Annotated in this window: 25 protein-coding genes; 13 read left to right on the top strand and 12 right to left on the bottom strand. The window is 56.8% G+C overall.

Annotated elements, in window-relative coordinates:
- Positions 1 to 8: 8 nt before the first annotated feature.
- Positions 9 to 716 carry a protein phosphatase CheZ gene (locus tag ABLO27_RS09510; RefSeq protein ID WP_353032341.1) on the bottom strand — a complete coding sequence of 236 codons (708 nt, stop codon included), beginning with the start codon at positions 714 to 716 and terminating at the stop codon, positions 9 to 11.
- Between the two features lie 288 nt (positions 717 to 1,004).
- On the opposite strand from ABLO27_RS09510, the gene ABLO27_RS09515 reads away from it, so the two are divergent.
- From ABLO27_RS09515 to clcA, 3 genes are all read left to right on the top strand, one after another.
- The gene (locus ABLO27_RS09515; RefSeq protein WP_353032343.1) at positions 1,005 to 1,727 is read left to right on the top strand and encodes a DUF2927 domain-containing protein; all 723 of its coding nucleotides are present in this window, start codon (positions 1,005 to 1,007) and stop codon (positions 1,725 to 1,727) included.
- Positions 1,728 to 1,979: 252 nt separating this feature from the next.
- Positions 1,980 to 2,726, top strand: coding sequence for a L,D-transpeptidase (locus tag ABLO27_RS09520; RefSeq protein WP_417714763.1), 747 nt, complete (start codon positions 1,980 to 1,982; stop codon positions 2,724 to 2,726).
- A gap of 172 nt (positions 2,727 to 2,898) precedes the next feature.
- Positions 2,899 to 4,254, top strand: a complete 1,356-nt coding sequence (gene clcA, locus ABLO27_RS09525) for a H(+)/Cl(-) exchange transporter ClcA (protein WP_353032345.1) — start codon at positions 2,899 to 2,901, stop codon at positions 4,252 to 4,254.
- A 66-nt stretch (positions 4,255 to 4,320) separates the two neighbouring features.
- Here clcA and glcF read toward each other — a convergent pair whose 3' ends face one another.
- Entirely contained in the window at positions 4,321 to 5,658 is a 1,338-nt protein-coding gene (gene glcF / locus ABLO27_RS09530) for a glycolate oxidase subunit GlcF (protein ID WP_353032347.1), read from the bottom strand.
- Positions 5,659 to 5,934: 276 nt separating this feature from the next.
- Here glcF and ABLO27_RS09535 point away from each other — a divergent pair, with 276 nt between their 5' ends.
- Positions 5,935 to 6,564: a hypothetical protein gene (locus ABLO27_RS09535; RefSeq protein ID WP_353032349.1), complete on the top strand. Its 630-nt coding sequence runs from the start codon at positions 5,935 to 5,937 to the stop codon at positions 6,562 to 6,564.
- A gap of 88 nt (positions 6,565 to 6,652) precedes the next feature.
- Here the strand turns inward: ABLO27_RS09535 and ABLO27_RS09540 are convergent, their stop codons facing one another.
- From ABLO27_RS09540 to ABLO27_RS09550, 3 genes are read right to left on the bottom strand one after another with little or no spacing between them, the layout of a single operon-like run.
- Positions 6,653 to 7,012: a DUF4870 family protein gene (locus ABLO27_RS09540; RefSeq protein ID WP_353032351.1), complete on the bottom strand. Its 360-nt coding sequence runs from the start codon at positions 7,010 to 7,012 to the stop codon at positions 6,653 to 6,655.
- Between the two features lie 47 nt (positions 7,013 to 7,059).
- Positions 7,060 to 8,250, bottom strand: coding sequence for a glycolate oxidase subunit GlcE (gene glcE, locus ABLO27_RS09545; RefSeq protein WP_353032353.1), 1,191 nt, complete (start codon positions 8,248 to 8,250; stop codon positions 7,060 to 7,062).
- A gap of 12 nt (positions 8,251 to 8,262) precedes the next feature.
- On the bottom strand, positions 8,263 to 9,759 hold the full coding sequence (locus tag ABLO27_RS09550; RefSeq protein WP_353032355.1) for an FAD-linked oxidase C-terminal domain-containing protein: 1,497 nt from the start codon (positions 9,757 to 9,759) through the stop codon (positions 8,263 to 8,265).
- A 149-nt stretch (positions 9,760 to 9,908) separates the two neighbouring features.
- On the opposite strand from ABLO27_RS09550, the gene ABLO27_RS09555 reads away from it, so the two are divergent.
- Both ABLO27_RS09555 and ABLO27_RS09560 read left to right on the top strand, forming a co-directional pair.
- The gene (locus ABLO27_RS09555; RefSeq protein ID WP_353032357.1) at positions 9,909 to 10,853 is read left to right on the top strand and encodes a LysR family transcriptional regulator; all 945 of its coding nucleotides are present in this window, start codon (positions 9,909 to 9,911) and stop codon (positions 10,851 to 10,853) included.
- Positions 10,854 to 10,994: 141 nt separating this feature from the next.
- Positions 10,995 to 11,390 carry a cytochrome c family protein gene (locus ABLO27_RS09560; protein ID WP_353032359.1) on the top strand — a complete coding sequence of 132 codons (396 nt, stop codon included), beginning with the start codon at positions 10,995 to 10,997 and terminating at the stop codon, positions 11,388 to 11,390.
- A 53-nt stretch (positions 11,391 to 11,443) separates the two neighbouring features.
- Here the strand turns inward: ABLO27_RS09560 and ABLO27_RS09565 are convergent, their stop codons facing one another.
- Positions 11,444 to 12,742 (bottom strand): DUF3422 family protein, encoded by a 1,299-nt coding sequence (locus ABLO27_RS09565; protein ID WP_353032361.1) that lies wholly within the window; start codon positions 12,740 to 12,742, stop codon positions 11,444 to 11,446.
- A 194-nt stretch (positions 12,743 to 12,936) separates the two neighbouring features.
- On the opposite strand from ABLO27_RS09565, the gene ABLO27_RS09570 reads away from it, so the two are divergent.
- Together ABLO27_RS09570 and ABLO27_RS09575 are read left to right on the top strand one after the other, a co-directional pair.
- A complete protein-coding gene (locus tag ABLO27_RS09570; protein WP_353032363.1) occupies positions 12,937 to 13,713 on the top strand; it encodes a FadR/GntR family transcriptional regulator in 777 nt (258 codons plus the stop codon).
- Positions 13,714 to 13,733: 20 nt separating this feature from the next.
- The gene (locus tag ABLO27_RS09575) at positions 13,734 to 14,870 is read left to right on the top strand and encodes an alpha-hydroxy acid oxidase (RefSeq protein ID WP_353032365.1); all 1,137 of its coding nucleotides are present in this window, start codon (positions 13,734 to 13,736) and stop codon (positions 14,868 to 14,870) included.
- An 11-nt stretch (positions 14,871 to 14,881) separates the two neighbouring features.
- On the opposite strand, the gene ABLO27_RS09580 is transcribed toward ABLO27_RS09575, so the two are convergent.
- Entirely contained in the window at positions 14,882 to 15,730 is an 849-nt protein-coding gene (locus ABLO27_RS09580) for an AraC family transcriptional regulator (protein WP_353032367.1), read from the bottom strand.
- Positions 15,731 to 15,857: 127 nt separating this feature from the next.
- Between ABLO27_RS09580 and ABLO27_RS09585 the strand changes: the two genes are divergently transcribed.
- Positions 15,858 to 16,835 carry a threonine dehydratase gene (locus ABLO27_RS09585; protein WP_353032369.1) on the top strand — a complete coding sequence of 326 codons (978 nt, stop codon included), beginning with the start codon at positions 15,858 to 15,860 and terminating at the stop codon, positions 16,833 to 16,835.
- Positions 16,836 to 16,880: 45 nt separating this feature from the next.
- Here the strand turns inward: ABLO27_RS09585 and ABLO27_RS09590 are convergent, their stop codons facing one another.
- Positions 16,881 to 17,579 (bottom strand): type 1 glutamine amidotransferase, encoded by a 699-nt coding sequence (locus ABLO27_RS09590; protein ID WP_353032371.1) that lies wholly within the window; start codon positions 17,577 to 17,579, stop codon positions 16,881 to 16,883.
- Positions 17,580 to 17,749: 170 nt separating this feature from the next.
- On the opposite strand from ABLO27_RS09590, the gene ABLO27_RS09595 reads away from it, so the two are divergent.
- Entirely contained in the window at positions 17,750 to 18,667 is a 918-nt protein-coding gene (locus tag ABLO27_RS09595) for a DMT family transporter (protein WP_353032373.1), read from the top strand.
- A 36-nt stretch (positions 18,668 to 18,703) separates the two neighbouring features.
- Here the strand turns inward: ABLO27_RS09595 and ABLO27_RS09600 are convergent, their stop codons facing one another.
- Entirely contained in the window at positions 18,704 to 19,594 is an 891-nt protein-coding gene (locus ABLO27_RS09600; protein WP_353032375.1) for a LysR substrate-binding domain-containing protein, read from the bottom strand.
- Positions 19,595 to 19,762: 168 nt separating this feature from the next.
- Positions 19,763 to 20,638, bottom strand: coding sequence for a LysR substrate-binding domain-containing protein (locus ABLO27_RS09605; protein WP_353032377.1), 876 nt, complete (start codon positions 20,636 to 20,638; stop codon positions 19,763 to 19,765).
- Positions 20,639 to 20,903: 265 nt separating this feature from the next.
- Here ABLO27_RS09605 and ABLO27_RS09610 point away from each other — a divergent pair, with 265 nt between their 5' ends.
- A complete protein-coding gene (locus ABLO27_RS09610) occupies positions 20,904 to 21,224 on the top strand; it encodes a DUF1127 domain-containing protein (RefSeq protein ID WP_353032379.1) in 321 nt (106 codons plus the stop codon).
- Between the two features lie 98 nt (positions 21,225 to 21,322).
- On the opposite strand, the gene ABLO27_RS09615 is transcribed toward ABLO27_RS09610, so the two are convergent.
- A complete protein-coding gene (locus ABLO27_RS09615; RefSeq protein ID WP_353032381.1) occupies positions 21,323 to 21,712 on the bottom strand; it encodes a MerR family transcriptional regulator in 390 nt (129 codons plus the stop codon).
- 137 nt (positions 21,713 to 21,849) lie between these two features.
- Between ABLO27_RS09615 and ABLO27_RS09620 the strand changes: the two genes are divergently transcribed.
- Both ABLO27_RS09620 and ABLO27_RS09625 read left to right on the top strand, forming a co-directional pair.
- Positions 21,850 to 22,173 carry a hypothetical protein gene (locus tag ABLO27_RS09620; protein WP_353032383.1) on the top strand — a complete coding sequence of 108 codons (324 nt, stop codon included), beginning with the start codon at positions 21,850 to 21,852 and terminating at the stop codon, positions 22,171 to 22,173.
- Between the two features lie 2 nt (positions 22,174 to 22,175).
- Entirely contained in the window at positions 22,176 to 22,394 is a 219-nt protein-coding gene (locus ABLO27_RS09625) for a GDCCVxC domain-containing (seleno)protein (protein WP_353032385.1), read from the top strand.
- Positions 22,395 to 22,432: 38 nt separating this feature from the next.
- Here the strand turns inward: ABLO27_RS09625 and ABLO27_RS09630 are convergent, their stop codons facing one another.
- Positions 22,433 to 23,200, bottom strand: a complete 768-nt coding sequence (locus ABLO27_RS09630; protein WP_353032387.1) for a DUF937 domain-containing protein — start codon at positions 23,198 to 23,200, stop codon at positions 22,433 to 22,435.
- Positions 23,201 to 23,241 lie beyond the last annotated feature (41 nt).

Genomic DNA, 23,241 nt, shown 5'->3' on the forward strand with positions numbered 1-23,241 from the left:
AGAATGGATCAAGCGAACAGGGCGTCGATGTCGTCCTGAGTGGCGACATCCGTGTCGCTCTCCAAGGCGGGGCCATTGAGAAGGGCTGCATCGCCTTCCTTGAACTCGCGTTCCTCGACTGAGATTTCCTTGAAGGTTTCGATGCCGCCCCAGATATCCATCATCTGAATGATGCGGTCTTCCACGAAACGCAATGTCGATACGACCTTGGTAATGCGCTGACCCGTCAGATCCTGGAAGTTACAGGCTTCGAAGATCTGCACGACCTTGTCCTGAATGTCCCCGGCCAGCTCGGCGTCCTGATCTTTGAGCCGCGCGGACAGGGTGTTGGCCGTTTCGTCGATATACTCGGCAGCAGACAGAATCGATTCCGTCGCACCTTCCGTTCCATCAACAACCGCGTCGAGCTCGTTGGTAACGCGAGTCATCTCCTCGCCTTCGGCTCCGGTTGTGTGATGCAGGGTCGCGATTTCCTTTTTGGTCTGGGCGATTGCCTCGTAGATCGCGTCCAACTCGACCTTCAACTTCGCGGCCTCGGACAGTTCCTTGCGGAACTCAGCCATGAACTTCTCGCTCATGGCTTCCGGGTCGATCGCATTCTGCTGCTGATCCGGCCCGTTCTTGATCAATGACCTTAAACTTGAAATTTCTGCCAGGACTTCCTGGTGGCGGCGTTCTTCTGCAAAGGCGGGGTCATCGTTCGCCCCATTACTCATACGTATCAAGCTTTCCGCTCGAAAAGATCGTTTCACCGCGGCCATGCTTACTCCCGTCCCTTGCCCCTGCAGGTGCATTTAAATCGCAATATGACCACCTTATAGCTTGGGAAGTTTAAAGAATTGTTTTTCCGTCACATGTTGGAAGTGACAAGAATTTTACTCTCGTGGTAACGGTTTGTTGGCTTCCTTCGGGAAATAGCTTGCTGACGGTTTGCCAAACTGGCTTGAAGGAACAGGGCGCATGAAAATCAGACCGATATGGTTGTCAAAGGCGTTTTAACCTATATGACTGTCATGCGTTTCTTTCTGACTTTTGTTCTTTTTTCTCTTTTCCTGGTTGCGCCGCCAGCGCGCGCGACAAGTCAGACATTCTCGACCGAAGAACTTCTGCAGGGATTTGAAAGAACCGTATTCGGCCTGGAATACCGCAGCTGGAGCTGGCGGCCTTACATGGTCAAGAAATTCACCAAGCCGGTTGTTTTTTACGTTCACAATCTGTCTGCACGTGACCGGAAGTCGATCGTTCATCGCTTCGTGCGAGAGATTGACAGACGGGTCGGTGGATTGAAGGCAAGCGTCACCAACGATCCTGCCGCGGCGAATTTCGAAGTCTATGTCGTTGACCGCGCTCAATACGTACCGGTCGTGAAGAAAGACATATACAAGAACGATCGGGCGAAGGTTCCCGGGCGATGTCTTGTGCGTGTGGTTTCAGGGCGCAAAGGAATCAAACGCTCATCAGCGGTAATCGTTTCCGACGAAGGCGAATTTCTGTTCAAACGCTGCCTGGTTGAGGAAATTCTTCAGGGCCTTGGGCCGATGAACGACGACGAGCGGCTGACGCATTCCGTCTTTAACGATTCCTCCCGCCACAGCCGTTTTACGGTGTTCGACCAGATCATTTTGAACATGCTTTATGATCCACGGATCAAACCCGGCATGTCAAAGAAGCAGATCGAACCCATCTTGCCGCTGGTCGTGCGCGATGCACGAAGACGTGTGCGTTAACCAAGGAATCGCAGAAAGTTCAAGGAATCCAATTCACCGAAGTGGAAGGCTTCCGCTCTTCTTCCATCTGACAAGATTCCATTAAACCTGTTTCTCAACAAAGGGCTAACCATAGGAAAGAATTACTAAAATTCTACGCTCTTGATTCACTTTTGGCAGAGCCTGCACACTTATCCTTCAAGGCAAATCCGTTAAGCGGCAGTCCAGAACAGACTGCTGAACGTGGTCGATGACAAGTTTAAGAGTGCTGCCATGTTCTTTAAAAGTAATGCCCGAAAGAAATTGCTGTTCCTTGCCGGCGCGATGATCGCCGGAATCGCTGTTCCGGGATCATCGGCTTCTGCGGGACAGGTTGCGCCTCCACCACTGGTGCTCAGCCCAAATCTCACAGAACCGTGGGTCTTGCAATTGCAGCCAAAAGTCGGCCGCAGAGCAGCTGCGCCTGTGCAGCGCCGCCAGGTGCAACAACCTCAAGCACGCCGGGTGAACTGGTGGTCTCCACGTCAGCAGCCCGCTCGCCAGCAGACAAAGCCACAGCGGCCAAGCCGCCAGGTTGCACCGCAGTTCCTGCCGACCGTTGTCGACTATAACGGGTCTCACAAGCCAGGCTCCATCGTGATCGACACCAATGCCCGGTATCTCTACCTGGTTCAAAAAGACGGAACGGCGCGCCGCTACGGTGTCGGCGTCGGCAAGCCGGGTTTTGAATGGGCCGGAACGCACAAGGTGACACGCAAAGCCGAGTGGCCGGACTGGCGACCGCCTGCGGCTATGCGCAAGCGCCGTCCCGACCTTCCCGCCTTCATGGCAGGGGGGCCTGAAAACCCGCTCGGCGCCCGTGCTCTTTATCTCGGCTCGACCCTTTACCGGATTCACGGCTCCAACCAGCCTTGGACCATCGGGCACGCGGTCTCATCCGGCTGCATCAGGATGCGCAACGAGGACGTGATGGACCTTTATGAGCGCGTGAAGGTCGGCACCACGGTCCACGTAATCTGATTTCCGGAAATGCGCTGCGGCGCAGCGGCAGGATTTTGATGACGCGCGGCACAGCCGCGCGTTGTCTTTTCGCTGACAACTCGCCCTTGCGCCGTCGGCGGTTTCTCTGCAGTTTAGTTTCCGGGTTGATCGAATCCCTCTGTTTTCGCTCTTGTTTTCAGGCCGGATAAACATGTCAGGACATTCCGACATCATCTCCCCCAAATCAGATGCCGCCTATTTTCTGAAGGCGGCACTGGTTGGCATTCTCGTGGGAGGTCTGGCAACCGGGTTTCATGCAGGCCTCGAGTTCCTGTTTGCGCAATATGCCGCTCTCAGAAGCGCTGTCGGCACCGGTGTCCTGCCCTATCTCATTTCCATCGCGATTTCGTCGGTCTGCGTTGCGGCCGCGTTTCTGCTGGTTCAGCGCGTGGCACCCGAAGCCGCCGGCAGCGGCATTCAGGAGATCGAGGGAGCCATGGAGGACAAGCGCCCGGTGCACTGGGCAAGCGTTCTGGTGGCAAAGTTCTTCGGTGGCCTGCTTGCTCTTGGTTCCGGTCTCGTGCTTGGGCGAGAGGGACCGACGATCCACATGGGCGCAATGACAGCAGAAGCGCTTGCAAAGTCACACAAGGTTTCCTCGGCCGATCACAAGGGCCTGCTTGCGGCGGGGGCCGCCGCCGGCCTCGCGGCAGCCTTCAATGCTCCATTGGCAGCCATTCTCTTCATTGTTGAAGAGACACGGCGGCAGTTTCCATTTGGCTACCGCACCTACATGGCCGTCATCATCGCTTCGATACTGAGCGCTGCGATCACCGAGCAGCTCACCCACACCGGGCCCCTTCTCGTGGTGGACGTCTCCTACATACCGGTGTGGAGTTATCTTCTGCTCGGCTTCCTGGGTATCGTGCTCGGAGGACTGGGTGTCTTCTTCAATTGGGCACTGATTGCCGTGATGGACCAGTTCCAGAAGATTCCCAAAGGTTTACGCTGGCTGCCCGCTCTCGTGATCGGCGGCGTGACCGGTGTGCTGCTGAATGCGTTTCCTGATGCGACGGGAGGTGGTGAAGACCTCGTACATCACCTTATCATCAGCGACTACGGTATCATCGCACTGGTCGTCCTGACGCTCCTGCGTTTCAGCGGTGTCCTGTTTTCCTATGCCTCGGGTGTTCCAGGTGGCATTTTTGCACCGATGCTTTCCATCGCAACCTGTGCCGGCCTGGCATTCGGCGTTGCAGCTGTCGAAACACTTCCTGTTGAAATGGATTTCAGGGCTGCCTGCGCGGTTGCTGCCATGGGCGGATTTTTCGCCGCTTCCGTACGTGCTCCGCTTGTCGGTGTCGTGCTTGTGATGGAACTGACCGGAGCATATGCCCTGATCATGCCTGTTCTGGTGACCTGCACCACCGCCTCCCTGACCGCTCACCATCTGGGCGGACGGCCAATTTACGAAGAGCTTCTGGAGCGCACCCTGCGTTTGGCTGGCGAGAAACCCGACAGCGAGCCGGACAAAACCCCCGTGCAGCTTGGCACGCGGGAAACCTGACGAAACGAACAGAGCTAGTTCAACCGAGCACCCGCTTTTTGAAAGCGGAACTCGGCACGTTCAGAACTATTCAGCCGCTGCGATCTGCCCGCTGACATGAGAAAGCGCTTCTGGTTGCGGACCGCCATAGGCCCAGTCGAGCAATTCGGCAGTGTGGATGATCGGAATGTCTGTACCAAGGCCGATCTGTGTCATGCAGCCGATGTTGCCGGTGGCGATAACATCCGGCTGTGTTTTCTGGATATTGGCGACCTTCCGGTCTCTCAATCGGCGGGCGATTTCAGGCTGAAGAATATTGTAGGTTCCCGCTGACCCACAGCAAAGATGTCCCTCCGGCACATCCTTGACGTTGAACCCGGCCGCCTTCAGAAGATCCTTGGGTTGCCGCGTGATCTTCTGTCCATGTTGCATGGAGCATGCGGAGTGATAGGCGACTGTCAGTTGCGGATCGCGAACAGGTTCTCCAAGTTCAATCTCCGTCAGGAACTCCGTAATGTCCTTTGCCAAAGCCGAGACCCGCGCCGCCTTTTCGGCGTAGGCAGGATCGTCCTTCAACATGAACCCGTAGTCCTTGATGGTGGTTCCGCAGCCCGATGCGGTGATGAGAACGGCATCCAACCCGTCGCCGTCCGCTTCGCGCAGCCAGACATCGACATTGCGCCGCGCGTTTTCCAGAGAGGCCTCTTCCTTGCCCATATGATGGACCAGAGCGCCGCAGCAGACCTCTCCTTCCGGCAACACGATCTCGTATCCGGCTCTTTGCAGCAGACGAATGGTTGCGTCGTTGATACCGGGATTGAGCACTGGCTGAGCACATCCGCTCAACAGGGCTACACGCCCTTTACGCGTCGGTGCGTCAGCAGCAAACACGCCCGGACCTTCCAATTGCACCCTGGATGCAGCCTTTGCCGGCGCGAGCTCCAGCATCGCTCCCACTTTTGCAAGCGGGCCACCTATTGCCTTGAACGCTCCTGCGAACGGACGGCCGAAAAACGCGCCAATCAACGCCCAGCGAAACCTTCGGGGATATGGAAGCACATGAGCAAGCAGAGATCTCATCAGCCGATCGCTCAATGGTCTCTTGTAGGTCTTTTCAATGTGAATGCGGGCGTGATCCACGAGGTGCATATAATGCACGCCCGAGGGACACGTGGTCATGCAGGCAAGGCAGGACAGGCAGCGATCGATATGCTTGACGATTTTTTCATCGGCAGGCCGGTCATTTTCGAGCATGTCCTTGATCAGGTAGATCCGTCCTCGCGGGCTGTCGAGCTCATCTCCGAGAAGCGTGAAGGTCGGGCAGGTTGCCGTGCAGAAGCCGCAATGCACGCATTTTCGCAAAATCTTTTCCGATTCGGCGACGTGGCTGTCCCTCAGCTGCTCCGCAGTGAAATTGGTCTGCATTGTGCCCGGCGTCTCCTCACCCCTCCGCCACAGCGGATTCCTCTCCTGATGGAAGCGGATCGTACGGCTTGGGAAAACCTCACACAAGGTGCGTTTGCGGCATAAGGGTTTTGCCAAAATAGACAATTTGGCCGACCCGGTCAGCGGCCTCACCCGGACTTGACCCGGTCTCCGGCGGACATGAATGGCAGATAAACGCCTTACTCAGAACCGGTTCAAACGGATCGGATCAATATGCCTCCAGTGGGCCGGCAAACCCTATTGAGGACTTTATTGATGCTTAAGACGATTACCAAAACAACCCTTCTGGCCGCAGCCATTGCAAGTATCGGGACCGGCGCAATCGCCAAGGACTGGATCGAGAAGGTTCAGGTCAAGCGGGACGGTATCGACGTCATTCCGATCGAAGTTACCGCCAACGCCTCCAACTACTCCGGTATAAAAACCAAATCGCACCGGTTCCTGTTACGCCTTTACGGCAAGGCAACAAAAGGTGAGCGGATTGTCGCCATGAAGGTCGGATCATTCAAGAATGTGCTCTACTTCGAAGGCGATGGCTCATTGTGGAGCAAGAGCTTCCAGAACCGCGACGTGGGCTCCGGTTCCAAGAGGTCCGTTTCGATCTCCTACAAGCCCGTCATTCCGCTCAAGAAAGTACGATGGCAGGGCTGGGACCCGCGACAGGCCTGCTCGATCAATCTGGACAAGAAGATCAAGTCTGGAATGAAGAAGAAGGACGCCCTTGCCAAAACCTGGACCGTCTCCGCGAATGCCTATTTCGAGCTGGATGCAGTGGCCGCCCGCAAGAACAAGGCGAAAAAGGGCAAATGGAACATGAAAAACACCACCAACCAGCGTGACGGATACGGATATGACGTCACCGTCAAATGCCTGCCGGCAAGCTGATCGTTCACCTGACCCGAAAACGCACAATGACAAGGAGCCGCCCGCATCGTTTCGCGAGCGGCCCTTGACGGCGAAAAGGCCGCTGTCGTCAAAACATCCAAGTCTGAGGATTGGGGACCGCTTCGTTGCGCGCGGCAAGTTGCAGGCCCTTGATGCAGCGAACAATGGCCCAGATCGCGGTCGCCAGCAGCACGAAAATGCCGATGAAGACAAACATCAAGACAACTCCGATCACGCTGAACAGAATGCCTATCCAGAAGGTCCGGATCTGAAATGTGTAATGGCTATCAACCCAGCTCGCGCTCTTGCCCCGGTTGAGATAAGCGAAGATCACGCCGATCAGAGATGTAAAGCCGATCAGAAGACTGACGAGATAAAGAATGTAAACGAGGGTGGCGTTCTTGCCACCCGGTTCCAAATAACCTGCAACATCGGATTGCTGTTCCATGACCGCGCTCCCTGAAAAGAATGCGTGTTGAACGTAATCCGGAAAGACTACACGCCGGAAACCATTCGTCCAGGGTTGAGCACACCATGAGGGTCGAACTGTTCTTTCAAGCGGCGGGACAAAGTCGCAAGAGGCCCTGGCTGCGGCTGGAAAACATCCACGTTGGAACGGACCGAAGCGTCTGCACGCACCAGGGTCGCATGACCTCCGCCGACTTCCTTCAAAGCCGTCCTGATCTCGGCAACGTGGACCTGGCCATCGGTGCAGGACAACCAGACGAGGCCGCCGCTCCAATCGAAAAACGCCTTGAAACCAAATCGTCCCGTGAGCTGTTTCACAAACTGCGGCCCGGCTGTTGGCGTGAGCGAAACGCGCCAGACGGGTGTCGCCTCTTTTGCAAAGGGTGACACATCCCGGACGGACCGCCACAGAGCTCGCGACTCAGCTTCCGCCAGCCTCGCGGGTGAGGCGAATTCCTTCAAGAGGTTTTGCAGCGTCCTGAAACGGTAGTCTACGGACGTTTCGAACCCTTCAAGCCGCAAGATGGTTTTGCTTTCCTCCCCGTCTATCCCTGACGGAATATGTGCGGCGGCTGACACTTCCGCTGAAGAACCCATGGCCGCACACAGGGCCTTGACGCCGTCCTCCTCACTCAACCCCGATAGTTGGAACGTGGCTGAGGTTTCCGGTTTGGGATTGACTTTGAGCGTGACCGTTGCAGCGACGGCAAGCGTGCCAAAAGATCCGCAGAGTGCACGGGGCAGATCATAACCGGTAACGTTTTTGACGACCTTGCCGCCCGAGTTGAAAATCTCTCCCCGGCCGGAAACAGCTTCCATCCCGAGCACATGGTCACGCGCAGCGCCTGCTTTTATTCGGCGCGGACCGGAGAGGTTCGACGCCAGCACGCCGCCGACGGTCCCCTTCCCTGGTTCATTCCCGAGCAGTGGGCCATAGTCCATCGGCTCAAAGGAAAGCTCCTGTCCATTGTCGTCAACGAGTTTTTCAACCTCGGCAATCGGTGTTCCGGCCTTGACCGTCAACACGAGCTCGGCCGGCTCATAGGTTTCAACGCCGGTCAGGCTCGAGAGGTCCAGAACATGCGCTGCCTGGACCGGCCGACCGAGTTCCTGTTTGGACCCATGACCGCAAATCTCCAGCGGCTGATCCTCCGCCGCAGCCCACTTTACGGCTGCTTCCACCTCCCGCGTGTCACGCGGTTTTAAAGTCGTTTCCATTCAAAGCCGTCCTTAGAAGCGGGGAATATCGGGAAAGGGCAGTTGGCCTTTGTGCACATGCATCTTGCCCAACTCCGCACAGCGATGAAGAACGGGAAACACCTTGCCCGGATTGAGCAGATGCTTTTCGTCAAATGCACATTTGACCCGCTGCTGCTGCTTCAGGTCCTCTTCAGAGAACATGTCGGTCATCAGGTCGCGCTTTTCGATCCCGACGCCATGCTCTCCGGTCAGCACGCCACCAACCTCCACGCAAAGACGCAGGATGTCCGCTCCGAAAGCCTCCGCCGCATCCAGCTCTCCCGGCTTGTTGGCGTCATAAAGGATGAGCGGATGCAGATTGCCGTCACCGGCATGAAAGACATTGGCAACGCCGAGACCGTGCTTTTCGCCAAGCTCGCGCATACGGGCAAGGACCTTCGGCAGTTCGCGGCGCGGAATGGTACCATCCATGCAAAGATAGTCGGGAGATATCCGCCCGACGGCCGGAAATGCAGCCTTTCTCCCGGCCCAGAAGGTCATCCGCTCTTCCTCGCTCTGGGAAATGCGAATATGGCTGGCCTGATTGGACCCGGCGATCTCTTCAACGCGGCCGATGAGAAAATCGACCTCGCCTTCAGGCCCGTCCAGCTCAACGATCAGCAATGCCTCGACATCGCGCGGATATCCGGCGTGCACAAAATCTTCCGCGGCATGAATGGCGGGCTTGTCCATCATTTCCATGCCGCCGGGAATGATTCCAGCTGCAATGATGTCCGCAACACAGCGGCCGCCGTCTTCACTTGTCGGGAAGCCGATCAGCAACGCGCGCGCTGTTTCAGGCTTTTGCAGAATACGCACCGTCACTTCCGTGACCACCCCCAGCAACCCTTCGGACCCGGTCATAAGCGCCAGAAGATCATAACCTTCGCTGTCCAGATGTTTGCCGCCAAGGCGAATGACCTCGCCGTTGATCAGCACCATCTGAAGTCCGAGGACATTGTTGGTCGTCAAACCGTATTTCAGGCAATGAACTCCGCCTGAGTTCTCCGCAATATTGCCACCGATGGAGCATGCGATCTGCGATGACGGATCGGGAGCGTAGTAAAATCCCTCGTGCTCGACTGCGCGTGTGATGCCAAGATTGGTTACTCCCGGTTGGACAACCACGGCCCGGTTCGGGAAGTCGATGTCCAACACGCGATTGAACTTCATCATCGACAACAGGACACCGTCTTCAAGCGGAAGCGCGCCACCGGAAAGTGATGTTCCCGCCCCGCGTGGAACCACTTTCACGTCATTGTCATAGCAGTATTTCAGTACCTTCGAGACCTGCTCGACCGTTTCCGGCAGAACCACGATCAGCGGCAGTTGACGATAGGCGGTCAGGGCGTCGGTCTCGTAAGCGCGCATCTCGCGCTCGTCGTGAATGACCCCTTCTCCGGGCACGATCGCCTGAAGGGCGCTGATGATTTCCTTGCGCCTGGCAAGAACCTTCTGGTCCGGGGCTGGCATCGCGATCGCGGTCAAACGGGATCTCCTTCCTCTCTAGGTATGATCCACCTGGCTTGCTCTGTCGTAGCAAGAGCTGATAGATCATCGCTTTCCTGAATACTGGCAAGTATCGCGCCCCAGGAAAACGTTCGGAAAATAATAATTGTCTTTCTGAGAGATTGAAAATGAGCAATCTGACGGACATGGAAATCTTCGCCCGGGTGGTCAGCGCGGGCAGCATGTCAGCGGCCGGACGTGAAATGAACCTGTCTCCCGCCGTGGTCTCGAAACGGATCCGACGGCTCGAGGAAAAACTGGGAACGCGGCTCTTGCAACGAACGACCCGTCAGATTGCCATGACGGAAGCCGGTCAGGGTTTTTATGAACGGGTGATCGCGATCCTGGCTTCAGTGGAAGAAGCAGAATCATTCGTGTCACGCGGATCCGCCAAGGCGCGCGGCAATCTCAGGGTGGCCGTTCCCACATCCTTCGGCAGGCTGCATATCGCTCCTCACCTCGGCAAGTTTCTGACCGAAAATCCGGACCTTTCGGTCAATCTCGACCTTTCCGACGATTTTGTCGACATTGTCGGCGACGGCTATGACCTGGCGATCCGGATTGCCGAACTTTCAGATTCCAGCCTTGTTGCCCGGCGTCTTGCGCCGGTGCACCGGATCCTGTGCGCCAGCCCCGAATATCTTGAAAAGCATGGCGTTCCGGAGAGCATCGATGACCTGACGCACAATCACGTCACCATCGCAGCAACCAACCAGGATCCGTGGCGCCTTGCCGGTCCAGATGGCATCGAAACGGTGCGCACGCAGGCACCGGTCAAGACCAACTCGAATGAAGTGGTTCGAGAGTGTCTTTTGGCAGGTGTCGGCATTGCCCTTCGCTCGACCTGGGATGTCGGACCAGAATTGCGCGAGGGAAAACTGCAAATTCTGCTGCCGCAATACCGAGCGTCCAAGGATGTCGGTCTTTATGCGGTTTATCCGAGCCGCCAGTTCCTTCCAGCTAAGGTGCGCGTCTTCATCGACTTCCTGGCCGCGCTTTATGGGTCTTCCCCCTATTGGGATACCGGACTGGAAGACTGGCTTCGCCTGCCGAGCAATGCACGAGCAGGTTGATGGGGCTTGGCTCTCTCTCTTTGAGAGCGGTCCCCCAATGCTGCAATTCACCTACATGCGACCGCGCGTCACTTGCATCCGGAACGGACATCCTGTTCTCTAACGGCGGGTTTCAACGCACCCGAAATGAGGGAGACACATATGCAGCGATTGCTGACGATTGCCGGAACCGCGCTTCTGGCCATGACCCTGCAGGCGAGCGCCGAGGGCGACCCTGCCAAGGGCGAAAAAGTATTCAAGAAGTGTGCCGCCTGCCACGCTGTTGGTGAAAACGCCAAGAACAAGGTTGGCCCGCAACTGAACGGTGTTGTCGACCGTCCCTGGGGTCAGGTGGAAGGCTACAAGTATTCCAAGGCCCTGATTGAGCAGGGCGACGGACAGGTCTGGGATGTCGAAAATCTCGATGTTTACCTGACCAAGCCGAAAGACCTGATCAAGAAGGGCAAAATGGCATTTGCCGGATTGCGCAAGGAAGACGACCGCGTCAATGTGATCGCCTACCTGGCACAGTTCAACGAAGACGGCACAACCAAGTAAGCCTTGCAGGCATCAAGAAGTACAAAGGCCGGGTCTCCCCCGGCCTTTTTTGTTCAGTGTTCGCCGTGATTGTGGCGAATGCGCCGAACCGTCCACCAGATCAAAAGCACAACGAACGGCACGGCAATACCGGTCATGATATTTGCGTCCGGAAGCGGCAGTCCCGTCTGCTTGGTGGCCTTGGCCAGATAGGAAATCAGGCCGACGACATAGTAGCTCACCGCGGCAACCGACAACCCTTCGACTGTCTGTTGCAACCTCAACTGCAGGCGGGCCCGACGGTTCATGGACTGAAGCAGGCTGCGATTCTGCTGTTCCAGTTCCACGTCCACCCTGGTACGCAGCAAGGTGGTGGCGCGCGCCAGTTTACGGGACAGCATTGCCTGCCGGTCCTCGATCGCCTGACAGGTTCGCATGGCTGGTGACAGTCTTCGCGCCAGAAACGAGGCAATTGAAAGCTCACCGGGCGCGGCTTCTTCCCGCAGCGTTTCGAACCGGGCCTTGACGATCTGGTGGTAGGCCCTGCTCGCTCCAAAGCGGAACGTACTGGCAGTCGCCCCTGCTTCCAGCGCCGCAGCGAGCGCCGAAAGCTTGTCCAGAAGCTCCTGATTGGCGCCAAGCGCCGAGGTATCCTTCATTTGACCAGTCAGTTCAGCCAGCTGGATCTCAAACCGCCTGATCTCCGGTTGCAGCCTGGTTGCCTCGAACAGGCCGAGCATTGCGAGGGTCCGGTACGTCTCCACTTCCAGAAGCCGCTGCACCACCGCTCCGGATTGCACGTCGCTGAGGCGGTGATTGAACACGAGGAAACGCGTCAGGCCATCGCCATCCTGACGAAAGTCGGTCGCCACCATGGCAGCCCCATCTTCCAGGCTGGAAACGGTCAAGCTGCTTGCGTCAAAGTGGCTCCGCCAATCCTCGCCCAGCTCCGGCACCCGCAACTCCAGCCTGGCAGCCACCAGCAGGTCCCCGGGAGCACGAAAAGCAGCGCCAAAAGGGTGGGCAGCGGGAATCTTTCCGAAGATCTCCTTTGGATTGGCTGCGCCATCCCAGGTGTAGGTGGTGAACTCCGCATGCTGCTCCCAGCTCAGAGTGCCACCGCCAAAAGAAAGCGTGTGATGCCTCGTTCCGGGCGCGGGCCCCTGCGTGCCGCGTGAAATGCAGAACTCCGCAAGCCATTCCTGATCCTTTGCGGCTTCCTCCGAGTTGGTCAGAAACGCGTAATGAAGGATCGTGCGCGGACTGACGATTGGCCGAAAGGGACGAGCATGAACCTCGCCCAAAACCCGCTCGCGCAATGGCGACGTTCGGAATGATGGAAAAGACGATCCGTTTTCAGACCCCTGCGCCACGTTCTAAATCCCGTCCTGATGAAGTGCCCCAAGCCGACACCTTGCCCTTAAGGAAACCATTAGACAAAGGTCGAATTCACGATTGCGACGAAAGTTCGCAGGCGCGGCAAACACGCAACATAAAATTGGACAAAAAAATTGACCAATTTTGATTTTGAGACTATTTTGCCGCGCAAAGAAAGGAAGTGGACAACGTGTTTCAGCCCGTCGATCACCAGAAAACGGCCGATGCCGCAGTCGAGCAGATTGAAAATCTGATCCTGAAAGGCGTGCTGCAATCGGGAGACCGGTTGCCCTCGGAACGGGATCTGGCCGACCAGATGAAAGTGTCCCGCCCGGTTTTGAGAGATGCTCTCAAGACCCTTGAGGAACGCGATCTCATTGAGGCGCGGCGCGGGGGCGGCACTTTTGTCTGTGACCTTATCGGCCCAATCTTCTCCGAAGCCGTGGTGCAGTTGATTGCCCGCCACCCTTCGGCGATCAGTGACTATTTCGAATTCCGCCGAGGAATTGAAGGACAGGCAGCCTCCCAGGCCGCCGTCAGGGCGGCTCCATCCGATATTGCCCGCCTGCAGGAGATTGTCGAACAGATGCAGGCTGCCCACGAAATCGGCGACCTTCATACGGAAAGCAGGCTCGATGTGGCCTTTCATCATGCGGTTGGAGAAGCCGCCCACAATGTGGTGATGCTGCACACGTTGCGGTCCTGCTACAGGCTGCTGGAGAACGGTGTCTTCTACAATCGCGGCCGCCTTTACGACCATCCGACGGCACGCACCGAACTGCTGCAACAGCACAGGGCGATTGCCGAAGCCATAGGAGATGGCGACCCTGTCAGCGCAAAACGCTATTCCGAAGAGCACATTGACTACGTGCGCGCCACGCTAGCCGAAGCAGAGCAACTGGACCAGCGCGAACAGCTGGCCGGATTGCGACGCTCGAAATCCACCAAACACGCCCCTCGTTCGTGACGTCCCAGGAGGACCATTCAATGACAGTTGTGACCGATGTTGCCGACCTGCAGACACTGGCAAAACGCCGGGTCCCGAAGATGTTCTATGACTATGCCGACACCGGGTCTTGGACGCAGAGCACCTACCGCGAAAACGAGGCAGCCCTCCAACGCCAGAAGCTTCGTCAGCGGGTCGCCCGCAACATCGACAACCGGTCGCTGAAGACCTCCATGGTCGGTCAGGACGTCACGATGCCTGTTGCCCTTGCACCGGTTGGCCTGACAGGCATGCAGCACGCGGATGGCGAAATCCTCGCGGCACAGGCGGCTGAAGAGTTTGGCGTGCCATTCACGCTTTCAACGATGAGCGTCTGCTCGATCGAAGACGTTGCCGAAAACACCAAGCATCCGTTCTGGTTTCAGCTCTATGTCATGCGGGATCGCGGTTTTTCCGAAGACCTGATGAAGCGTGCACACACCGCCGGCTGTTCGGCACTTGTTTTGACGCTTGACCTCCAGGTGCTCGGGCAGCGCCACCAGGACATCAAGAACGGTCTCAGCACGCCGCCAAAACCAAAGCCGCATGTACTTGTCGACCTAGCTTTCAAGCCGCGCTGGTGCTGGAACATGCTACAGACGAAGCGCCGCGAGTTCGGCAACATCCAAGGCCACGTCTCCGGCGTTGAAGACATGTCCTCCCTTGCGGAATGGACAGCCAGTCAATTCGATCCGACCCTGGACTGGTCATCGATCGATTGGGTCAAGAAGCACTGGGACCGCAAGCTGATCCTCAAGGGGATCAACGATGTCGAGGATGCGAAGATTGCCGCCGAAATTGGAGCAGACGCTATCGTCGTTTCCAACCATGGTGGCCGGCAGCTGGACGGTGCACTGGCCTCCTACGATGTATTGCGCGACATTGTCGATGCGGTAGGAGACAAGATCGAAGTTCACTTTGACGGGGGCATCCGCTCAGGCCAGGACGTGTTCAAGGCTGTCGCGATGGGTGCTCACAGCACTTATATCGGCCGTGCCTTCATCTACGGGTTGGGAGCCATGGGCAAGCCCGGCGTTGCCAAGGTTCTGGACATCATGCGCAAGGAACTGGACGTGACCATGGGTCTGTGCGGCGAAACCGATATCACCAAGGTCGGTCGGCATAATCTGGTTCTTTGACTGACCGGTTTTCAGCAAAGTCTATGACGGTTGATCCGTGCAGGGCTGACACCAATTCTCGCCTTCATGATCGCCGTCATGTGACTTTGCGAAGAAAACCCCGAACAGCACGCAATCTCGGCAAGCGGCAGATCCGTTTCTGCGATCAGCCGCCGCGCTTCCTTGATACGCCTGCTGAGCACGTAGTCGTAAGGTGTCTGCCCGCAAAATGCGGTGAAAGCCCTGCTCAGGAAACTTGCCGACAGACCGACTTCCCTGGCCAGTCCGGCGACGGTCAGAGTGCCGTCGAGGTTTTCATCAATTGCTTCGGTGATGCTGCAGAAGCGCGCCTGCGTCATCCATCTGGCCGCCTTTTCACGTCGAGGAGGCTTCCCGAGCGCAGCTTCACACAATCTGGAAATCACCGCTTCTGCGGCCATTGGGTCCGGCAATGCCCCGCCAAGCATCCAGCTGCGCAAATGGCAGGCAGCAGAAAGCGCGTTCGGGTCTTGAATATTGGTGATGTAAGTCTCAGCCGAAGCGCGAACCAAAGGCCCGCTTACAAGAAGGTATTCCCCTCCTCCTGAGGAGCTTGAACGTATGTCGCAACCACGCGGCGTTAGAGCGAGACTGTTCGGCAATCTGAAAAAATCTTCGCCCCGGTCAGAACCGATCGCGTGACATCCTGTTTGCACATCAAAAGCGAAGCCGACTATATCCTTTTCTGCGGTGAAACGGGCGTCATAAGCTGCGGCGGGCAGCAAGGTGATTTCATGGCTGGCGACGGCCCTTGTCAGACTCACGGAAACAGATTTCGAACGGCTGGCTTCAGGTTTCATGACGATCAGGATGATCCAGGGAGCGTCACGACTCAAGTTCAATTTGGTTCAGGATTTTGAAAGACAGTGAACGTGTTTTCGTGGCAGCCTGACCTATCCCGATTGCACCGGATGCGGCCTGACTGGATCTTGGCTCCCGGTGCGCTCCACTTGACCTGAAGGACCCACAATGAAGCCGTTGTTCACGCTTGAAGAATTGGACGCCGTTTTTCCGGTTGTCAGGCAGATTGTTCCGGAAACACCTGCTTATGCCTGGCCGTTGCTTCAAGAACGCTTCGGACTTGAGGTGGTGGTGAAGCATGAGAACCACACCCCGATTGGCGCATTCAAGGCCCGGAGCTCCATCGTTTACATCCAAAAACACATTGATGCCCACGGAAGACCGAAAGGCGTCGTTTCAGCAACGCGCGGAAATCACGGGCAATCCATGGCGCTGGCAGCACGCCTGCTTGGGCTACCGGCGACCATTGTCGTTCCCGAAGGCAATGCCGAGGGCAAGAACCGGGCGATGCAGGCCTTTGGAGCTGAACTCGTCATCGATGGCCGGGATTTTGACGTGAGCAAGATTACAGCTCAGAAAATCGCGGAAGAGAGCGGGTATTTGATGGTGCCTTCGTTCCACAAGAACATCGTCCTCGGGGTTGCCACTTATGCGCTCGAATTTTTCCGCACCCACCGCGATCTGGATGTGGTCTACGTTCCGGTTGGCATGGGATCGGGCGCCTGCGGTTTGATCACGGTGCGAGACCTTCTTGGCCTCAAGACCGAGATCGTGCCGGTCGTGACCGAGAAAGCGCCCGCCTATCGGCTTTCGTTCGATGCCGGGAAGATCATTACAACGGATACCGCCGGAACCTTCGCCGACGGCATGGCTTGCCGGGAACCGGTTCAAGAAGCCGTGGACATTCTGGCGAGCGGAGCAAATCGGGTTGCGACAGTCTCCGAGGATGAAGTTGCCGAGGCGATACGGGTTCTTTATGCAGACACGCACAACCTGGCCGAGGGAGCCGGAGCGGCAGCACTTGCTGCTATGACGCAGGATGCAGCCAGCCTCAAAGGCAAGAAAGCAGGCGTCATTCTCACAGGAGGGAACCTGGACGAAAAGGCAATGCAAACCGTGCTTTCAGGCCAAACACCGGTCCTTTGATCCAACGTTTTCCAATTCTCCCGGCGGCGAGAAAGTCACCCGTTTTCAAAGCAACGCAAGCCAGGCCCTGGCGAGCGCTGCGCCGATCTCGTCGGCTCTTGGTGCGTGGCGGTCCGCTTCCTCCGCGAGGCGATGGTGCCAATCGGGAGTGTGCGTTTGAATTTCATCGGCAAACACCTCTGACCAGTCGCTGACTTCATCCTGACCGGCTTCAAAGTGGAACTGTACGGCATAGGTTGCTCGGCCGAGACGGAATGCCTGAACGGGTGTCATGTCGCTTTCGGCAAGATGGACCGCACCTTCCGGCAACGTGACCGTATCTGTGTGCCAATGAAACTGAGGGCCGCCTGTGCCAATCGCTTTCAGGACGGTATCTGACATCCCAGCCTCTGTTGGTGTGACCTTCCTCCAGCCGAATTCAATCGGCCGGTCCAGAATATTGCTGCCACCGAACGCCCTGGCGATGAGTTGAGACCCCAGGCAAATTCCCATGACAGGCCGGTCTGCTTCGTGAAATGCCTGGATGAGATCACAAACCGCCGACAAATGCGGGAACTCATCGTCCGCAACGGCGCTTTGGGCCCCGCCCAAGACAATGACGCCCTTATATGGCTCGCAGGATTGAGGCACTGGCTCACCCAGATGAGCCTTGACGGTGACCCATTCATGCCCCTCCTCCATCGCGGTCTTTGCGATTATGCCAAGATCGGTGTTCGGGTAGTTTTCGACGACAAGAAAGGTCATCGCGTCTCCTGGGAATCAAACTCAGATGCGGTCCCATGCCGGGCAGGCGACCATAGGCATCTCTTTTCTTGATGAGAAGATCAAAAACAATCATTTGCGCTGAACGATGGGCAACCGCACATTGAGACAAGCCTGACTGGCCGGACTTTTTCTCCTGAAACGGATTTCTCATGAGCGTCGCGTCGCCTTCCCTCAGCCGTGAAACCAGCGGCTTTACACCGACAGACTATGGCCTCTACGCGGTGACCGTGCTCGCCTGGGGCGTCAGCTGGATTGCCATGAAGGGACAGGTTGCCAACGTTGCACCCGAGGTCTCCGTATTCTGGCGGTTTGTCCTGGCAGCTTCCATCATGATGGCTTGGGCAAAGTTCCGGGGACACTCCCTCACCTTTCCGGTTCGGGATCACTTGCGGTTTGCCGGACTTGGTGCGTTGCTGTTTTCGACCAATTTCACCCTATTTTACTACGGTGCGGCCCACCTGCCGTCCGGACTGCTGGCGGTGATCTTCTCAACCGCATCCATATTCAACCTGTTCCTGAGCATGATCCTTTTCGGTCAACGGCCCAATATGCTCGCGCTTGCGGCAGGGATCATTGGATTTGCAGGAATTGGACTGATGTTCTGGCCGAAACTTGCAGGCGCCGACCTGAGTTCCCAGGCCGCGTTCGGTTTGCTTATGTGCGTTGGCGGGACACTGTCCTTCTGTTTCGGCAATATGCTGTCCGCCGACACGCAGCGACGCGGGATCGGCGTCACCCCGGCAACGGCCTGGGGCATGGTTTATGGCATGGTGTTTCTTGGCCTGTTCTCGGCGGTCCGCGGCCAGAGTTTTGCCATTGAATGGTCAGTCTCCTACCTGGCCAGCCTGATCTATCTGGCAATCATTGCATCGGTGATCGCTTTTGCCTCCTACCTGACGCTGCTCGGCCGGATAGGCTCGGCACGTGCCGGCTATGCGACTGTAATGTTTCCAGTCGTCGCGCTGACTCTCTCGACAATCTTTGAAGGTTATCAATGGACGCCGATCGCAGCCGCTGGGCTTGCCTGCGTCCTGAGCGGCAACCTGCTCATGTTGCGGGCGCGCTGAAACAAGCACCCGCAGCACGCTTCGATTCAAGCTGATTTATTCTGCCGCTACCTGACCACTACCATTGCCGACATTGCCGATCGCGGCGATGAGGTGATTGCACAGGGTATCGTGCATGGCCTCACGGGCCGTATCGGACCGCAGAAGCGCAATGTCGCAGAACGGCAAGGACGGGAAGCCGTCTTTTTCATCCAGAATACGCATCCCGTCGCGAATGGCGCTTTCCGGAAACACCGTGACCGCGAGCCCTGCCTGAACCGCGCCAACCAGCGCTGCCGCACTTGAACTCGTGTAGGACACCCTGTATCGCCGCCCGGCCCGGTCGAGCGCATCCATCGACAACCGACGCCAGCAACAGGTTGCCGGCCCCAGAGCCAGCCGGACAATGTCCTGCTTATGCGCGGAGTGCTGCGTGGAAGTCACCCAGTAAAGCGGTTCCCTGCGAATGATTTCGCCGCGCAGGTCCAATGTGTCTCCTGACGTGGTGATGGCAACGTCGAGAGCGCCTTCGCGAATGGCTTCGGTCAGCTTGCGGCTTCCGGAACATTCCACCTGCACTTCGATGGAAGGGTTCAGGCGGTTGAATGCGGCAAGCACCTGCGGCAGCAGGCGGTCCGCATAATCATCCGGAACTCCGAGCTTCACATGACCGACTTCCTTCTGACCATTGAAAGCAGACAAGGTTTCGTCGTTCAGAAGGATCATTCGGCGAGCGAACTCCACCAGACGCAGGCCATCTTCGGTCAATCTCGATTGACGGCCGTCCTTGATGAAAATCTGCTGTCCGACGCGTTCTTCCAGCCGACGCATCTGCATGGAGACTGCAGACTGCGTCTTGTGCACGGCTTCGCCGGCCTTGGTGAAACTTCCCAGCTCAGCGATCGCAAGGAAAGTTCTGAGTTGATCGATGTCGAGTGCGTGATTCATGCGAGACCCTGTTCATGAGCCGCGTATCCGCCGGGCGATTTGAGATTCGAATTAATTTAAAGAAAATACATCACAATCTCTTACATTTCAATGGGAAAGTTTCCTTTGCAACTTTATCTACTCACAGGTAACCCGTTGAAACGAAATTGAGAAAAGCGATATCGACAATCACTCTGCCGCCTGGGGCACCGACAGATTGTCGAGAGAGGACACGATGTGTTCGATCAGGGCATCGGTAACTCTGGACGTGTTGTGCCAGGAGCGCATGATGCCGATCTCGCATTCGGGCAAGCGCGGAAATCCATCAGCCTCCGTCAGGACGCGCATGCCCGACCGCAGCGCCGATTCCGGCATTACAGAGATAGCAAGTCCGGCCAGAACCGCCGCCCCGACAGCCGTCGAGTTCCAGCTTGAATAGAGCAATCTGTGCTCTCTCATCTGGTCACTCAAGGTGTTGAGCGCAGCCTTTCGCCAGTCGCAGGTTGCCCGGCCAAGAGCAAGAGGAAGCGGAGACTCGTTTTCGACCGCGTGACGCGCTGAAACCACCCAGAGAAGGGGTTCACGCCGGACCACGTCAACGTTCTTCCGGCCCTTTTTCTGGACATGCGTGATGATTGCCACATCCAACTCACCTTCGGCGATCATTTCCGCAAGGTTCGGTGTCGGAGCACACACAACGCTCACTTCCGCCTTGGGATTCGACCTTGAAAACCGGGCCAGGATCTCAGGCAGAAACCGGTCGGCGTAATCGTCCGGTGTCCCGAGCCTGACCAGTCCGGCGAGCTCCGTGTCGTCGAAGGCCGCCAATGTCTCATCATTCAACTGAACCAGACGGCGCGCATAATGCAGCAGGCGCTCACCATGTTCAGTCAGTCTTGACTGACGCCCGACGCGGACGAAGAGCGGCTTGCCGATGCGTTCTTCCAATCTTCGCATCTGCATGGACACGGCAGACTGCGTCTTGTGAACGTTTTCGGCGGCCTTGGTGAAACTGCCGCTTTCGGCAATGGCCACAAAAGTTCGGAGCTGGTCCAAGTCGAGCATTCCCGCCTCTCTTATAAGCTTTGCTCATGGATATCACGGCATCCATTCAAATGCGAAATAATTCGTTGCGGAATGGCTCAACGCGACGAAAAGGCGAGGTCGAAATTCATATCATCACAAGATGCGATCATTCACATCACAAACATTCGTTGGATTAATGTTTGAAGAAGGTCCATCTAGAGGATGTTCCACAACAAGGACTGCCAATACCGGCGCGGAACGAGCTGTCGAAAATTCTTTCGACCGCTAACAGGAGAATATTGCCATGACCCATATCGCAACCACCCCTTTCTTCGCTCTCTTCGGGCAGATGGCTGCCCGTGCATGGCGTGTATTCAATAACCGCCGCCAGTACGCAGAGCTCAAATACTGGACTGACGAACAACTGAAGGACATTGGCCTGACCCGAGGCGATGTTCGACGAGCCTTGGCACAACCGTTTTATGTCGACCCATCGTCTATTTTGAACGACGCGCCGGCTCTTCGTCAGACTTTGAATTACAGCGCAGCAAATGCGCCGTTGACACCCCCGAGCCTCAAGCTCGTTTCAACGGATCAGACCAAAAACGGCCAACTGGCCGCCTGATACCGCTGACCCTCCCTTAAGCAGCCCCTGTCGGCAAGCCTTGCTGACATTACCTGACCCGCCTCCCGGCGGGTCTTTTTTTGTCAAATGGCAGCAGCTCATTGTGACCATAGCTTTTCAAGCATCGGGCAGTTCGTAGATCCCTCTTCACAATTGGAAACAAGTTCCTCAAGAGCCGTTCGAAGACTTTCAAGTTCCGCAATTTTTGACCGGGTTTCAGCGAGCTGAGCCTGCCCGAAGTTTTGCACTTCACCGCATTTGACCTGTTCCCCCATAGAGATGACCAGAAGCCTGCTTGCGACGTGGAGTGGGAAGCCCAGATCTCTGCATCGCTTGATAAAGCGAAGATTTGCAATCGCGCTCGGGGAATAGACTCGGCGACCGTTTCCACTGCGACCAGGTTTCGGAACGAAGCCTTTGCGCTCGTAGTAACGGATGGTTTCTATTTCGACCCCGCTGCGCAGCGAAGCTTCTCCGATTGTGGCCATTGAACGCCCTCTTGATCCTGTAGCGACTACAGGAAGCATAGTGCCTGACGCGAAATCGCCAAGATGTGGTCCGGCAAAATGGTCCCGATGACATCGTATTCCGTGTAGTCAGGCGAAAAACAGGAAAGGAAAGCGTCTTGAAAGGTTTCATCGGCGCCAGCTGGCTGGGTTCGATCACCGCAATTGGTGTCGCAAGCTGCTGCGTTCTTCCGGTCACGATGATGTTGCTGGGACTGGGTGGCAGCTGGCTTGCGATATTCGGAAAGATCGCTGCGGCCAGTTACTATGTGCTCGCCGCATCTGTGTTCCTGCTCATCATAGCGTGGGTATCGGCAGCGCGTCGTGGCTCTTTGGGAAAACTCAAATGGTGGCTTGGTTCGTCAACGATGTTGACCCTTGCTGCTTGGATCATCGTTTCAAACGAAGCTCGCCTGAACGAATTTCTGATCGGATTGATGTAAACATGACAGCTCGAGAACCAGTTCTAATCAGCGAACTGACATGTCCGAAATGCGGACATGTTTCGGTTGAAACGATGCCGACAGATGCCTGCCAGTGGTTCCACGAATGCGTTTCCTGCAAAACACTGCTGAAACCGCTACCCGGCGATTGCTGTGTCTTCTGCTCCTACGGCACCGTTCCCTGCCCGCCGATCCAGCTCGGTGAAAAGTGCTGCGGCTGAAATTTCAGGTTTCCACCGCTTCTCCTCACTCAGCAACGTCACTGATCCCGGAGATCCTTGGACGCCTTTTCGAAGAAACTGTCGAACGCCTTGAACTGGCTGGATTGAAAGTCCCTGCCTGCCGCCATCCAGCCCGAGACCATTTCATCAAGCTCGGACACATTGTCGGCCTCAGTGGTTGATTCGGCTGGAACGTTCTCTTCCTCTGGTTCGGGTTCCGGCTCTGGTTCTTCTTCGGTTGGCACGATGCTCGCAGGTTGCAGAAAGGCGTCCCAGAAGGATTGCATGGCATCTGTGTAGCCTTGCAGATAGTCGACCGGCGTCGGCTGCGGTTTCGGACGTCCTCGTGCGAACCCGCGCATGTAGGCATCCAGAAGATTTCTGGCTTCGCCATGAACGAAAGGTCGCGCGATCTGCCCCATCGCAAGGGTCGCGGCAACCGGCATCATCTCCTGAATGGCGTCGCTCTGCAGTCCGGTCAGCGCAGAAACCTGAGAAGCCAATGCCTGTTGAACCGCTTCGGGACCGAAAAACGGTGTCAGCGCAGCTTCCGTCGGGTTTTGCATCAACCCCGCATAGCCAGCAAAGGGGTTTTGCACGGCGTCCGTAAAAGGTGAAGGCTGACCCAGAAACTCCGTAAAACCGGGAACGGCTCCGCCAAAGTACCGGAACCCGTTCAAGGCCGCCGGCATCAACTGTTCCATCACCTTGCTGAGGTCTTCATTCGACCAGCCAAAGCGGTCACGGACATCTTCAGCCAGGGAAAAGACATCAAACGGGGGAGCGGTCTTGTCGCCACCAATCATCGCAATGCTCCGGTCGATCTGGCACAAGGTCCTGAGAAACA

This window comes from Roseibium sp. SCP15 (assembly GCF_040329435.1).
Taxonomy (GTDB): Bacteria; Pseudomonadota; Alphaproteobacteria; order Rhizobiales; family Stappiaceae; genus Roseibium.